Origin of the sequence: Qipengyuania sp. ABI-127-1 (assembly GCA_022953095.1) — a bacterium.
GTDB lineage: Bacteria > Pseudomonadota > Alphaproteobacteria > Sphingomonadales > Sphingomonadaceae > Qipengyuania.
Window position 1 is genome coordinate 47,687 of the sequence record JALJCR010000002.1, and the last position, 13,145, is coordinate 60,831.

Here is a 13,145-nt window from a genome sequence, read left to right on the forward strand (position 1 = left end):
GCAGGACGACGCAATCGAGACCAATCATACGACGAAGCCAGGGTAGCTGTGCGGACAAAGCAGTCAGTATTGTCTGCCCGGAATTGGCGCGCGGCGATCCAATGTTATCTCGCGCCTTAGGCCGAGGGCGTTGCGAAAGGCCGCATCATGACTGATGCAGACAAGCGCGCCATTGTATCCGACCAAGGCGTTTTCGAGCAGTTCAATCGCATTGATATCGAGGTGATTTGTCGGCTCGTCCAAAATCAGCATTTGCGGGGGCTCTTGCCGCGAGAATAGGCAAGCTAGTGCAAGTCGCACCGCTTCGCCGCCAGAGAGGGCGTCCACCGTTCTCCCCGCCCAGCTTCCACGAAAGCCGAACTCTGCGAGGGAGCCGTGGATTGATTGCCGATCGAGCGCCGGATTCTGTCGTTTCATCGTCTCGAAAAGCGTTTCGGACACATCGAGCATCGCCAAATGCTGGTCGAGCACCGCGATGCGCTCTCGATCAGTGGCAATCGTGCCGGAAGCTGGCGCATCAAGCCCCATCAGCAATCTGACCAGGCTGGTCTTGCCGGAGCCATTCGGCCCGGAGATCGCGATCCGTTCCGGGCCTCGGATGACGATGTCCATGGGACCGAACAGCGCGCGCCCGCCACGTTCGCAGACAAGGTCATGAGCATCGACCAAAATATGGCGTTGTGATAGGCCGGAGTGGGGGAGTTCTATGCGTATCGGCACGATCCGCTCGACATCCGCTTGGGCTTCGCTAAGCGTTGCTTCTGCCTGATCGACGATATCTTGGCCGACCGAGCTATATCGCGCGGCGGTTTTTTCCGCGCGTTGCTGTTGCTGGAAAAGATAGGGCTTCGGGTCGCCTCCCTTGGCTGCAACCGCCCGACCGCGCTTGTCGCGTCGTTCCTGCTTTTCCTTTTCGCGTTGCTTCGATCGTTTTGCGGCATCGAGGTCGGCCTGAGCCTGTTTGAGCGCCTCAATTGCGCGTGCACGTTTGGCGTCCCGCGCTGCCTCGAATGCGGTCCAGTTCCCGCCAACTACCGAGACACCGGCAGGTGAGAGTTCCACCATTCTGTCGACCCGTTCGAGCAGCCAGCGGTCGTGGCTGGCGACGAGCAGCGGGCCTTTCCAATCTTCGATCAGATTGGCCACGGCGTCGCGTCCGTCGGCATCGAGATCGTTTGTCGGCTCGTCGAGCAGCAAAATGTCAGATTCGGACAAAAGCAGCGCCGCGAGCTTCAGACGCATGCGTTCTCCGCCACTCAGGCTGGAAAATGCGCGCGATGAGTTCAGTGCCCCCAGGCCGAGCTGTTCCGAAACGAAATCCAGCCTGGAAGCGAGCGTCCAGTCCGCAAGGTCGAGATCGTCACCAACGGGGGCACCCGCCTCGATGCGCGCCATTCGTGCCAGATCGTCCGCAACGCCGAGCATGTCGCCAATTGTGGAACCAGGTGGCGGGGCATCCTGACGTAGCAGGCCAACCTTGCCGTCCGTCATGATCGTTCCGCCAACAACAAGGCGCGGATCGCCAGCGATCGCGTTCAAGAGGGTGGTCTTGCCCGAGCCGTTACGACCAAAAAATCCAACGGCTTCACGTTCGACGGAAAGGGAGAGATCGGAAAAAAGCGGAGTGCCGTCCGGGGTCGCAAGCGACAGGGCATCCAGTGTAAGATGGGGCATAGGAACACCATGGCAAACAGTTGTCGAGAAAGACGCGCTGGTTGCTCAGTTGTTCATCGGTGCCTTGCTCCTCATTCTTGCACAGCAACCATTTGGGTCCGGGCTTCGGAATTTGCAAGTTTCAGGCGGGATTTTGTTTGCAATCAGCTTCGCATGATCCCCGAGGCAAGGGCGACGACCTTGCAATCTTCATGTCCGCTACCAGGCGATTGGCGAGGGAGCCTCAACAACCGATATTGGGACGCAAAGCTGCCTTTCACGCCAGATCAAATGCTCACAAGAGGCCTCAGGAGCTCATGCTTCCTGTTGCCAAACTGCATCAGATTCTCAGAAGGTGTCGCCCAAATCGTCCACCCGAGTTTTTCATGCTCGTTTCATACATTGGGTGTTGGCGGGGCCTAAGCCATTGAAAAGATGGTGGGCGCGGCAAGGATTGAACTTGCGACCCCACCCGTGTGAAGGGTGTGCTCTACCACTGAGCTACGCGCCCGTCCGTGATGCTCGGGCACCGGACAGGGGCGCGCCTTTACGCCGCGATGCGCGCCAATGCAAGCGTTGCTATCGTGCGAAGAGGGCCACCAGCTTCGCCAGCAAACCGTCGAGCCGGGCGGGGCTGGCGACGCGGTCTTTGACCGAAGGGCAGGCGAGGCACATCGCCTGCATCCCGCGCGCGCCCATCAGCCGGTCGACATCGGCGTTGATGCGGGCGATTTGTGCCTGTTGGCGCATCGCGATCAGCCCGGCGACATCGCGCCCTTCCGCCGCTTCTTCGCCTTCCCCGATCAGCAGGCTGCGCAGCAGCGTATCGGCGGGGCTGGGCTCGGTGCCGATATATTGGGCATGCCAGTCGCCGTCCTCCAGATTGGCCTGCTGGGCGGCCCAGGCCAGGGCTTCGTCCATTCCGCCATACTGGTCGACGAGCCCGAGCTGCCGCGCGGTGCCGCCATCCCAGACCTGACCCTGGCCGATCCGGTCGGCCTGATCGCGCGAAAGATTGCGCGCGCCGCCCACACGGCTGAGGAAATCCTCATACCCGTTCTCGATGGAGGCCTGGACGATGGCATCCACCTCCGGCGTGAAACCGCCGATGATGTTGGGCTGGCCCGATAGCGGCGTCGTGCTCACGCCGTCAGTGGTGATTCCGATTTCGGCCGCGGTGCCTTCGAAGGTCGGGATAACGGCGAAAATGCCGATCGAGCCCGTGATCGTTTCCGGTTCGGCGAAAATGCGGTCCGCGGGCGTGGATACCCAATAGCCGCCACTGGCCGCGACATTGGCCATCGAAACGGCAATCGGGATGTTTTTCGCCTTGTGGCGCAGAATCGCCTCGCGGATCGCCTCGCTCGCTAGGACCGAGCCGCCGGGTGAATCGACCCGCACCACCAGGGCTTTCAAATCGTCATCGAGCGCTTCGTCGAGCAGATCGGCAATCCGGTCGCCACCGGCAATGCCCGGTCCGGCGTCGCCATCGACGATCTCCCCTGCCACGGTAACGACACCTATGGCGCTACCCGAAGTGGGGGCCGGATTGTCCTGTAACCACGCGCCCAGCGATGTGTGGGGATAGGCATTGGGGCCGTCTCCCCAATCGTCCTCGCCCACCAGTTCGACCAAGCGCGCATCGAAATCCGCGCGGCTTCCAAGCTTATCGACGAGGCCTGCCTCAAGCGCCGCCGTGGCGAGATCGCCGCTCGCGGCCTCTACCCATTCGACCGGCTGAGTCGTTACCCGTTCGATATCTGCGGCGGGGCGGGCCTTTTTGAAATTGGCGCGGTATTCTTCCCACAATGTGGCGAACAGCGCGCTGTAATTCTCGCGCGCGGGTTCGGACAGGCTGGTGCGGTCATAGGGTTCGACGGCGCTTTTATACTCGCCCACTTTGTAGATCCGGGCATTGACCCGAAGCTTGTCGAGCAGACCCTTATAGAAAAGGATATCTCCGCCGGGGCCGGCGATCACGGCCCCGCCCAGCGGATTGAGCCAGACCTCGCTCGCATGAGCGGCCAGAAGCATGGCATCGTCGGTATAGGCGGTGGCGTAAGTGAGAACGGGTTTGTCGGCGGCGCGGACGCGATCCAAGGCCGCGCCGACTTCGGTCAGGTGGACCTGGCCAGCGCCAAGAAACCCTTCGAGATCGAGCACCACGGCTTCGATCCGCTGGTCGGCCGCGGCGGCGTCGAGCGCGCGGACGAGATCGCGTGCCTGGAATTCGCCGATGGGCGCCTGCTGGGACAGGAGCGCCGCGAAAGGATCGACCTCGCTACGTTCCTCCACGATGATGCCCGACAAATCCATCACCAGCGCCCCTTCGCGAACCGCGCCGGGGCTCGGCCGGGCCGTCAGAATCGCGAACAGCGCGGAAAAGAACAAGAGCATGAGGATCAGGACCAGCCCGTCCTTGATGCCGACCAGCAGGCGCCATACTTTCCCGGCGAAACCCATATGCAAAAATCTCCTATTGCTTCCGGGTTAGGGAAACGGGCGCCGCATTTCCACTGGAAAGCGCTTGAGCGGTCGATAGACGTCGACTAAGGGCGTGGCCTCAATGACATCGACGGAATCCTCGCCCGACAAGGCCCGCTACCCGGCGGGTGCGCTCGCCTTTCCGCACCGCGACCTGATCGGTATCGGTCAGTTGGAACGACATGAGGTCCTCTTCCTTCTCGACGAGGCGGAGCAATGGGTGGCGCTGAACCGGCAGCCGACCAAGCATGAAGGGCTGCTTTCGGGCCTGACGGTGATCAACGCCTTCTTCGAGAATTCGACCCGCACGCTGCTCAGCTTCGAGATTGCGGGCAAACGACTGGGCGCCGATGTCGTCAATATGCACGCCGCGCAGTCGAGCGTGAAAAAAGGCGAGACGCTGATCGATACGGCGATCACGCTCAACGCCATGCGCGCGGATGCGATCGTGATCCGTCATGGATCGAGCGGTGCGACCCAGCTTATCGCCGACAAGGTCGATTGCCCGGTTCTCAATGCCGGCGACGGCCAGCATGAACATCCGACCCAGGCGCTGCTCGATGCTCTGGCATTACGCCACGCGCTGCGCGATCGCGGCGAAACGGCGGAGGATTTCACCGGACTGAAGATCGTGATTTGCGGGGACATCCTGCATAGCCGTGTGGCACGGTCCAATCTGCTGTGCCTGCAAGCGCTCGGTGCGACAGTGCGCCTGTGTGCACCGCCTGCGCTGATGCCCGCCGGGATCGAAACCATGGGGGCCGAAGCCTACCACGATTTCGACGCGGCGCTCGACGGGGCGGATGTGGTGATGATGTTGCGCCTCCAGACCGAACGCATGAGCGGGCAGTACATCCCTTCGGCGCGCGAATATCATCATCTCTACGGCTTGACGAAGACCCGGCTCGATCGCGCGGGCAAGGACGCGCTGGTCATGCATCCGGGGCCGATGAACCGCGGGGTCGAGATCGACAGCGAGGTCGCCGATATGATCGATCGTTCGATCATTACCCGCCAGGTCGAAATGGGAGTGGCGATCCGCATGGCGGCCCTCGACGTGCTTACGCGCCGCGCCCGGGGTGTCGATGGTTGGGGAGAGGCAGCATGAAGCAGTTGCGCCCCTGTACCATCGTCGGCGGCAAGCTGGTCACCTCTGACGGGCTGGTCGACGGCTGCGTAAGGCTGGTCGACGGGTGTATCGACACGGTCGGCCAAGAGGCGCAGGATGGTGACGAGATCGTCGACGCCGCTGGCAAACTGGTCGGCCCGGGCCTGGTTGATCTCGGCGTATTTGCCGTGGACAAGCCGGCCTTTCATTTCGGCGGAGTTACGCGGGCGGCACTCATGCCCGATCAGGCGCCGCCCTTGGACCTGCCGAGCCGGGTTTCCTACATCTCGAAGAGCGGCAAGCCCGATTTCTGGGTCCACCCGCTGGCCGCCGCGACGCGCGGCATGGAGGGGCGCGAGATCGCCGAGCTGGCTCTGATGCGCGAGGCCGGGGCGCGCGGCGTCGCAACCGGGCGCCAGTGGATAGCCGATTCGGGCGTGATGCTCCGCCTGCTCCAATACGCCGCCATGCTGGACATGGTGGTGATCGCGCATGCCGAAGATGCTGCTCTCGTTGGTCAGGCAGTGGCAACCGCTGGCGAATTCGCCACGCGCCGCGGCTTGCCCAGCGCGCCAGCACAGGCGGAAGCAATCGCCTTGATGCGCGATGTCGCGCTGGCGGAAATGGCCGGTGCCCGGATCCACTTCCGCCAAGTGACGACGCGGGCGGGGCTCGACATCATCCGCCATGCGAAGGCGCGCGGAGCCGGTGTGACCTGCGGCGTCACACCCGCGCACTTCATGCTGTCCGACCTGGCGACGGTCGATTTTCGTACCTTCGCCCGCCTGTCGCCGCCCTTGCGCAGCGAGGATGACCGCCAGGCCGTACGCGAGGCAATCGCCGACGGAACCATCGACGTGATCGCGAGCGGGCACGACCCGCGCGGACCGGAAGACAAGCGCCTGCCATTCTCCGATGCCGAGCCCGGTATGGCCGGGGCCGAGACGCTGCTGGCGATGACATTGTCGCTGGTGCGCGACGCGGTGATCGATATGTCCCGCGCTTTCGAACTCGTCGCGGCGAAACCCGCAGAGATACTCGGCGTCGAAGCGGGCCGGGTATCCGAAGGATTCGAGGCGGACATCGCGGTGATCGATCCGGACAAGCCCTGGGTTATCCAGAGTGCCCGAATGGAAGCGACTGCAGGCAATACGCCATTCGACGGGCAGCCCACCCAGGGCCGTGTCACCAGCCTGTACAAAGGCGGTGTCCGGATCGACAGCTAGGCGATAGGAAAGACCCCGCCCGGATCGCTCCGGACGGGGGCGCTCGATGGTACGGTGGATGCGCCTGTTAGCGCGCTGCGACCCGCACGTCGTTCTTGACCACGTTGATGGCACCCGGGAGCGGACGTGCCGATGCATAGGCAATGCACCCGCCGCCCTTGCCCTTGACCGTCCTGCACATGGACTGTGCCGCCGACTTGGCGAAACCGGCGGCGGCCACGCGGTAGTAGATCTTTCCGTTCACGCGCGCCTTGGTGATGACGCGTTCTGAATCTTCCAGTTCGGGATAGCGTTTGCGAAACTGCTTCCAAGCCTCGTTGGCGTCCGACATCGAGAAGTAGGAGCCCAGCTGGACATTGTAGTCACCCCCGGCGGCAAGTGCCGACGTCGCGGGGCTAGTCGTCCGCGAAGCCGCGCGTTTCGGGGTGGAAGCGGGCGTCTGCTGTACGATCTCTTTCGCTACGAAGCGAGTGGCCCCGGCGGCGGGGACGAGAGCTGCATCGGCGAGGGCCGCATCTGCGCTGTCGTCACTTGCGCTCTCGGACTCGACCGGAGGCAGTTCCCCGGCGAAGGCGAAGTCACGTGCCGAGGCCTCGGTAACAGGTTCAAGCTCGGTAGCGTCCCCAGCGGCCAGCATGTCCACGCTCGGGTGATTGATCAGCGCGAGCATTCTCGGCTGCCCGGGATCTGCCTGGGGCGTCACGCCCAGCAGACTTGCCACGCGGGCGGTAAACGCTTCCGGGCGCACCATGGCGGCCCACTGGGCCATCCGGTCGCCGACCTCGCCAGCGGGCACATCTTCCGCAGCCATGACCCGTGCAGCGCGCCAGTTCCCCTGCAAAGCGTAAGAATAGGCGAGATTCTGCCGGACCTTGGGTGTGTTCTGGCCAGCGCGCAGCGCGTTGCTCAGCACATGGACACCTTGGTCCGGGCGGCCCGCGAGAGCGATTGCCAGACCGAAATCGGCCGGGTCGAGCGCGCTTTCGAAGCGATTTAGAGTGGTAAGGGCGCCGACCTGATCGCCGATGGCGATCTGTGCCAGCGTATAGCTGATAATCGTACGCGGCGCGGTATCGCCGAGTTCGATCGCTTCCGCAAAGGTACTCGCGGCGGAAGCGAAGCGCCCGTCCTTGAGATAGGCATTGGCCAGCAATGTGCGGGTATGGCCCTCGCGCGGATTGGCGAGGACCGCTGCCTCGGCATGTTGCACGGCCTTGGAAGCCTTGCCTTTTGCGAGTGCCTTTTCCGCGTGCTCAGCCGAATAGGCGTGGCTGGGCGCGGTCTTGCCGGTGCATGCCGTAAGTGCGGTGGTCGCCAGCGCCGTGGTCACGGCGAGCTGGACGAACCGCTTGTTTCTGGCTTTCGTCTCGATGCTCATTCTAAACCCCCTCGAAGGCGATCCCACGTCGTTGATGTTCATTTGGTCCCACCGCGCTGGACTTGGGCGGCGAGGCTTGCGATTTCCGGCATTTCGGCCAGCAATGCGTCGAGCGCATCCGTCACCAATTGCTGCGCGCTGCGACCGCGTACGGTGCAGGCGAGGCGCAGCATGAGATGACGTTCCTGGTCGAGCCTCAGTGTGAAGGCCGCGCGCTTGCCTTGTGCCAAGGCGGATTTCCGAATGGGCGGCCTGACCCGGGTCGGCGTGTCGAGTTGCGCCTGGATCTTGTCGAGGGATTCCCGGACCTGATTGGGCGCGCGGGCTTCGTTTGCGGCCTGCGGAGCGATGGCCACGACTTTCTCGGGCGCCGGCCGGGTCGCACCCTCTTCGTCGTCGCCCAGGTCGTTCCAACCCAGATCTTCCAGATTGGCGGCGGCTTCCTTGCCGTCGACGGGACCCGGAACGCCCGATTGGGGGCGCATGGCCGGCTTCGCGCCGCCCTTGCGTGCCAAGAGGGTCGAGGAAAGAGAAGCGAAATTGGCGTCAGACATCTGGCGGCCTCCGCCTTTCCGGGCTTACTGGGCTACGCGACGGCCGAAGCCGCCGGCAGGACGGTGGACACCGGGCAGTGCGGATTGCGCATGCGGTGCGGCGAAGATCGTGCGGCGAAAGTTCTTCTCCAGACGGTCGGCGATATATTTCCACAGGGCCGTGACTTCAGCAGCGCTGCGGCTTTCCGGATCCACTTCCATGACCGTGCGGCCATCGATCATCGAGGCGGCGAAATCGGTGCGGTGATGCAGCGTGATGGGCGCGACCGTGCCATGCTGTGACAGCGCAACGGCGGCTTCCGACGTTATCTTGGCCTTGGGTGTCGCGGCATTGACGACGAAGACCAACGGCTTGCCGGCGCGTTCGCACAGATCAACCGTGGCCCCGACGGCGCGCAGATCGTGCGGGCTGGGGCGGGTCGGCACAACGATCAGTTCAGCCACAGAGATGACGGACTGAATGGCCATGGTAATGGCTGGCGGCGTGTCGAGTACGGCAAGCTTGAAGCCCTGCTGGCGGAGGATCGCAAGATCGCTTGCGAGGCGGGCGACCGTGGTCTGGGCGAAAGCGGGATACTCGTCCTCGCGCTCGTTCCACCAGTCGGCCAGCGAGCCTTGTGGATCGATGTCGATCAAAACCACGGGTCCGGCTCCGGCGCGCTGCGCCTGGACGGCCAGATGCCCCGAGAGCGTGGTTTTGCCCGATCCGCCCTTCTGCGATGCCAATGCCAGTACACGCAAGACTTGGTCCCCCTGGGTTTGCGCCTGTTTCCAGTCAAATGTGCTGCAAGTTTTCGCAGCGGTTTCATCCTGGCAATCGCAGACTACCCCTAATTTTGGGTTAACCGGGACGTGTGAAGACCCGGTCGGATGGCGATGATTTGTTGGCAACATTTTGCTAACAGGTGATTTACTATAGGGTGCTGCCGATACCGCGCGTTTGCGCGCGCCGCCGCAGGGAAGGGTTCCGCTATGCCACGATTGTCGAAAGCAGCTTGGAAGGTCGCGGCCGCGCTGGCCGCGGGCCTGGCGTCCAGCCCCGCGCAGGCGGACGTCAAGGCAGGTGTCGATGCATGGACGCGGGGCGATTTCGCCTCCGCCGTGCGCGAATGGGCGGGGCCGGCGGCACAGGGCGATCCCGATGCGCAGTTCAACATGGCACAGGCCTATCGTCTGGGGCGCGGGGTCGAAATCGATACCGAACAGGCCGAAGCGCTCTATGCCAAGGCAGCAGCGCAGGGGCATATCAAGGCCGCCGACAATTACGGCCTGCTATTGTTCCAGCGCGGTGCACGCGAAGAGGCACTGCCTTATATATCCGCGGCGGCGATGCGCGGCGACCCGCGTGCCCAGTACATTCTCGGTATTGCGCATTTCAACGGCGATCTGGTGGAGAAGGACTGGCGTCGGGCCTATGCGCTTCTGACCCTGGCGAACTCTGCCGGCCTGCCCCAGGCGCGCGGTGCCCTTGCGCAAATGGACGAGCACATTCCGCTGGAGGATCGCCAGGCGGCTCAACCGCTTGCCGCATCGCTCAAGGCCGAAGCGGATGCCGCCAGGGCGCGTGAGCTTGCCGCAGTCGATCTCGCCCTTGCAACCGACGCGCCGAGCGGGTCCGCAGCGACGCCGCCCCGCCAGCCGCCGGTCACGCGTCCCGCCGGAACGCCGCAGGGGGGCAGCCAAGCCACAGGCGCCGGTGCGGCAGGGGCGGACTATACTTTGCCCGCGTCGCGCCCGACGGTCATCGCGCGACAGGAAGAGGAAGCGCTGTCCCGCGAAGCGGTGGCAGTGTCGAGCGCGCCTGCGCCTGCCGAACCGCGGCCAGTACCGGCCACGCGAGTCGCCGCGTCCGAGGGGCCGTGGAAAGTCCAGTTGGGGGCCTTCGGCGTTCCTGGAAATGCCGAGCGCTTATGGAGCCAGCTATCGGGCCGCGCGGAAATAGCCGGGCGTCAGCGTCTGCTGATCAAATCCGGCCGCCTGACCAGGCTTTTGGCTGGTGGCTATGCGTCACGGTCCGAGGCTAACGCAGCCTGTGCTTCGCTGAAGCGCAGCGGTCAGGGCTGCCTGGTTACTCGATAACTGCAATCCGTTTCACAAAGTGGTTGACCGTGCTAATGCGGCGATACGGGAGGAGATCGCATGAGCACGGCATACACATCCAGGCCGGAGGTCGGCGCAACCGGACCGGCCTTACCGCTCGCAGTGTCAGCCAGTCGGCGAATCGCAAGCCTGGATTTCATCCGTGGGCTTGCCGTCATGGGTATTCTGGCGGCGAATATCGTCGCTTTCGGTCAGCCGATGCCGGCTTATATGTTTCCCGATGCTTTCACCGTTCCGCACAGCGAGGCGGAGGAGTGGATGTGGGTCGGGCAATTCATCCTGATCGACGGGAAAATGCGCGGGCTGTTCTCGCTGCTGTTCGGCGCTGGAATGTATCTGTTCCTGGAAAAGGCCTGGGCGCGCGGGCAGGGGGTCTGGTTACAGGTCCAGCGACTGTTCTGGCTCGGTGTGATCGGTCTGCTGCACTATTTCTTCATCTGGCGCGGCGACATTCTTTTTCTCTACGCTTGTGCAGGGCTTGCGGGCCTGTTGTTCGTGGCCCTGTCTCGCCGCAAGCAGCTCGTGCTCGGCGTGCTCGGCTATTTGGGCGGATGCCTGCTTTACGGCGGATTCGTGGGCTTTCTCCCCGCCGTCGCGGATACCGAAGTCGGGCAAAATCCGGCCTATTCCGAAATGGCCCGGGAACTGGAAGAGGAAAAGCAAGCCGATCTGGCGGATGGCGAACTCGAGACTCAACTGATCTCCAGCGGTAATTATGGCGCATGGGTTTCGCACAATATCTCCGATCATGGCGGTGATCTGCCGTTTTATCTGTTCCTGTTCTGGTTCGAAACGCTTCCGCTGATGCTGATCGGCATGGCGGCTTATCGCTACGGCCTGTTCGATGGCGGGGTCGATCCCGGACGTCAGCGCAAATGGGGTTGGGCGCTACTGGTGGTCGGAACCGCCCTGACCGTGCCGGTGGCGCTGTGGGCCAAGAGTGGCGGATTGACGTATTACGGCACGCTGGCGGCAATGGTCGGCTTTTCGATGCTTCCCCGCGCGCTGGCCATTCTCGGTCTCGTTGCTTTGCTGGCCTTGTGGGGGCAGACGGTCAGCGGCGGGCTGGCCGAACGCGTCTCGGCGGCAGGCCGTGCCGCTTTCTCGAATTATCTCGGTACGTCGATCCTCATGCTGCTTGTGTTCCACGGCTGGGGTTTGGGTTTGTTCGGAGCGCTCGGACGCAGCGAATTGTATCTTGTGATGCTATTCACATGGGTGTTGATGCTGCTGTGGTCCAAGCCCTGGCTCGAACACCTCCGGTTCGGTCCGCTCGAATGGGTGTGGCGCTGCCTGACTTACCGGAAGCTCTTGCCCTTGCGCCGGTGAAGGCGATTGCCTCTCCCGCCCCTCGCGGGAAGGGAGCGGAGAAATGCCGCGTGCGGCATATCCATCCCTTTCGCTGGTTCGTTTCGGCCAATCCGGCCACGCCATGCAGCCGAGGCGCTTGCTATTGAGAACGACTCGCACTAGATATGCTCTTGCGAATCAATCGCAGGAGTTTTCGAGTGTACGTTTGCATCTGTAATGCGATCCGCGAAAACGAACTGCGCCGTGCGGCGCGTCACGTTTCGGGCGATGCGGAAGCCTGCTACGCGGCTTTGGGCAAGGCCCCCTGTTGCGGCTCGTGCCTCGACGAGGCCGATGATATCCTGAAAGAAGAACGCGAGTTCGGATTCATACCCGCAGCAGCCTGATCTCCCGCTAACGCAAATCGCTCGCAACTGACGGAATTCCGTCACTTTTCGACGATCTGGCCCTTGCCAACCCGCCACCTGAAGGCCCATAGGGGCTCCCTGTTCAGTAGTAAGGAGTCAGGGCCGTGAAGGGCGATCAAAAGGTTATCGAGTTCCTTAACAAAGCGCTCACCAACGAACTGACCGCCATCAATCAATATTGGCTCCACTACCGGGTGCTCGCCGATTGGGGCGTGACCAAGCTCGCCGAATATGAGCGCCACGAATCGATCGACGAGATGAAGCACGCCGACGTGTTGGCCGAGCGCATCCTGTTCCTCAACGGGCTTCCCAACTTCCAGGCGATCCATAAGCTCAAGGTCGGGGAAACGGTGGAAGAAATTCTCAAGGCCGACCTTGCAGTGGAAATGGAAGCGATCCCCTTGCTCAAGGACGCGATCGCCTATTGCGAGGAAGTACGCGACTATACCACGCGTGAGATCTTCGAGCGCATCCTCGAAAGCGAGGAAGAGCATGTCGATTTCCTCGAGACGCAATTCGACATGATCGCCCGCATGGGGCTGGAAAACTATGTCCAGCTCAACAGCAAACCCGCAGGCGAGGGCGAAGACGGCTGACCGCGTTCACGTGACACGCCAGAACGTGGCATAGTGGCCGCCATGCTTTGAAAGCCGGGCAAGGCGGCGCCCGCCGTCCCAGATTTCCGCATCGCCCGCGCCGACATTGATATCGGCGATAGTCAAAGCGGTAGCGATATCGAGCGCTTCCAGGGCGATGGGTGTGGCGCCCGGCATTTCGCCATCGTGAATTGAAACGCGGAATTTGTTCATCCTTCGCCTCCTTTTTCAGGCGGCTTTATCGCATGGGTAGATGAACCCCGCCCGACACGATCGCGCTACTCGTCGCGGAATTGACTGCGGCTGGCCGCTACAGGTTTGTTCTGCG

General features: G+C 62.9%; 12 protein-coding genes and 1 tRNA gene. 6 read left to right on the forward strand and 7 right to left on the reverse strand.

What is annotated here, in order from left to right; translation table 11 throughout:
* Window positions 1-63: 63 nt before the first annotated feature.
* The 3 genes from MUY37_RS09700 to sppA all read right to left on the reverse strand — a co-directional run bounded on the left by MUY37_RS09700 (window position 64) and on the right by sppA (window position 4,116).
* Window positions 64-1,674 (reverse strand): ABC-F family ATP-binding cassette domain-containing protein, encoded by a 1,611-nt coding sequence (locus MUY37_RS09700; protein WP_499195186.1) that lies wholly within the window; start codon window positions 1,672-1,674, stop codon window positions 64-66.
* Between the two features lie 415 nt (window positions 1,675-2,089).
* Window positions 2,090-2,164 (reverse strand) — tRNA-Val (locus tag MUY37_RS09705).
* A gap of 68 nt (window positions 2,165-2,232) precedes the next feature.
* The gene (gene sppA / locus MUY37_RS09710) at window positions 2,233-4,116 is read right to left on the reverse strand and encodes a signal peptide peptidase SppA (protein ID WP_499195187.1); all 1,884 of its coding nucleotides are present in this window, start codon (window positions 4,114-4,116) and stop codon (window positions 2,233-2,235) included.
* Between the two features lie 103 nt (window positions 4,117-4,219).
* On the opposite strand from sppA, the gene MUY37_RS09715 reads away from it, so the two are divergent.
* Together MUY37_RS09715 and MUY37_RS09720 are read left to right on the forward strand one after the other, a co-directional pair.
* Window positions 4,220-5,245, forward strand: coding sequence for an aspartate carbamoyltransferase catalytic subunit (locus tag MUY37_RS09715; RefSeq protein WP_499195188.1), 1,026 nt, complete (start codon window positions 4,220-4,222; stop codon window positions 5,243-5,245).
* Window positions 5,242-6,471 (forward strand): dihydroorotase, encoded by a 1,230-nt coding sequence (locus MUY37_RS09720; protein WP_499195189.1) that lies wholly within the window; start codon window positions 5,242-5,244, stop codon window positions 6,469-6,471. The genes MUY37_RS09715 and MUY37_RS09720 overlap by 4 nt, the downstream gene beginning before the upstream one ends.
* A gap of 67 nt (window positions 6,472-6,538) precedes the next feature.
* On the opposite strand, the gene MUY37_RS09725 is transcribed toward MUY37_RS09720, so the two are convergent.
* Genes MUY37_RS09725 through MUY37_RS09735 form a run of 3 tightly spaced genes read right to left on the reverse strand, consistent with a single transcriptional unit; the run spans window position 6,539 to window position 9,144 of the window.
* Entirely contained in the window at window positions 6,539-7,849 is a 1,311-nt protein-coding gene (locus MUY37_RS09725; protein ID WP_499195190.1) for a tetratricopeptide repeat protein, read from the reverse strand.
* A gap of 38 nt (window positions 7,850-7,887) precedes the next feature.
* Window positions 7,888-8,403: a hypothetical protein gene (locus MUY37_RS09730; protein WP_499195191.1), complete on the reverse strand. Its 516-nt coding sequence runs from the start codon at window positions 8,401-8,403 to the stop codon at window positions 7,888-7,890.
* 24 nt (window positions 8,404-8,427) lie between these two features.
* Window positions 8,428-9,144, reverse strand: a complete 717-nt coding sequence (locus tag MUY37_RS09735) for an AAA family ATPase (RefSeq protein ID WP_115417806.1) — start codon at window positions 9,142-9,144, stop codon at window positions 8,428-8,430.
* Window positions 9,145-9,375: 231 nt separating this feature from the next.
* Here MUY37_RS09735 and MUY37_RS09740 point away from each other — a divergent pair, with 231 nt between their 5' ends.
* The 4 genes from MUY37_RS09740 to bfr all read left to right on the forward strand — a co-directional run bounded on the left by MUY37_RS09740 (window position 9,376) and on the right by bfr (window position 12,817).
* Entirely contained in the window at window positions 9,376-10,482 is a 1,107-nt protein-coding gene (locus MUY37_RS09740; RefSeq protein WP_499195192.1) for an SPOR domain-containing protein, read from the forward strand.
* A gap of 60 nt (window positions 10,483-10,542) precedes the next feature.
* Complete coding sequence (locus MUY37_RS09745; RefSeq protein WP_499195193.1) at window positions 10,543-11,832, forward strand: DUF418 domain-containing protein; 1,290 nt, start codon at window positions 10,543-10,545, stop codon at window positions 11,830-11,832.
* 179 nt (window positions 11,833-12,011) lie between these two features.
* On the forward strand, window positions 12,012-12,200 hold the full coding sequence (locus tag MUY37_RS09750) for a (2Fe-2S)-binding protein (RefSeq protein ID WP_499195194.1): 189 nt from the start codon (window positions 12,012-12,014) through the stop codon (window positions 12,198-12,200).
* A gap of 125 nt (window positions 12,201-12,325) precedes the next feature.
* On the forward strand, window positions 12,326-12,817 hold the full coding sequence (bfr, locus tag MUY37_RS09755) for a bacterioferritin (RefSeq protein WP_067696711.1): 492 nt from the start codon (window positions 12,326-12,328) through the stop codon (window positions 12,815-12,817).
* A 6-nt stretch (window positions 12,818-12,823) separates the two neighbouring features.
* Here bfr and MUY37_RS09760 read toward each other — a convergent pair whose 3' ends face one another.
* The gene (locus MUY37_RS09760; RefSeq protein ID WP_499195195.1) at window positions 12,824-13,030 is read right to left on the reverse strand and encodes a hypothetical protein; all 207 of its coding nucleotides are present in this window, start codon (window positions 13,028-13,030) and stop codon (window positions 12,824-12,826) included.
* Between the last annotated feature and the right edge of the window lie 115 nt (window positions 13,031-13,145).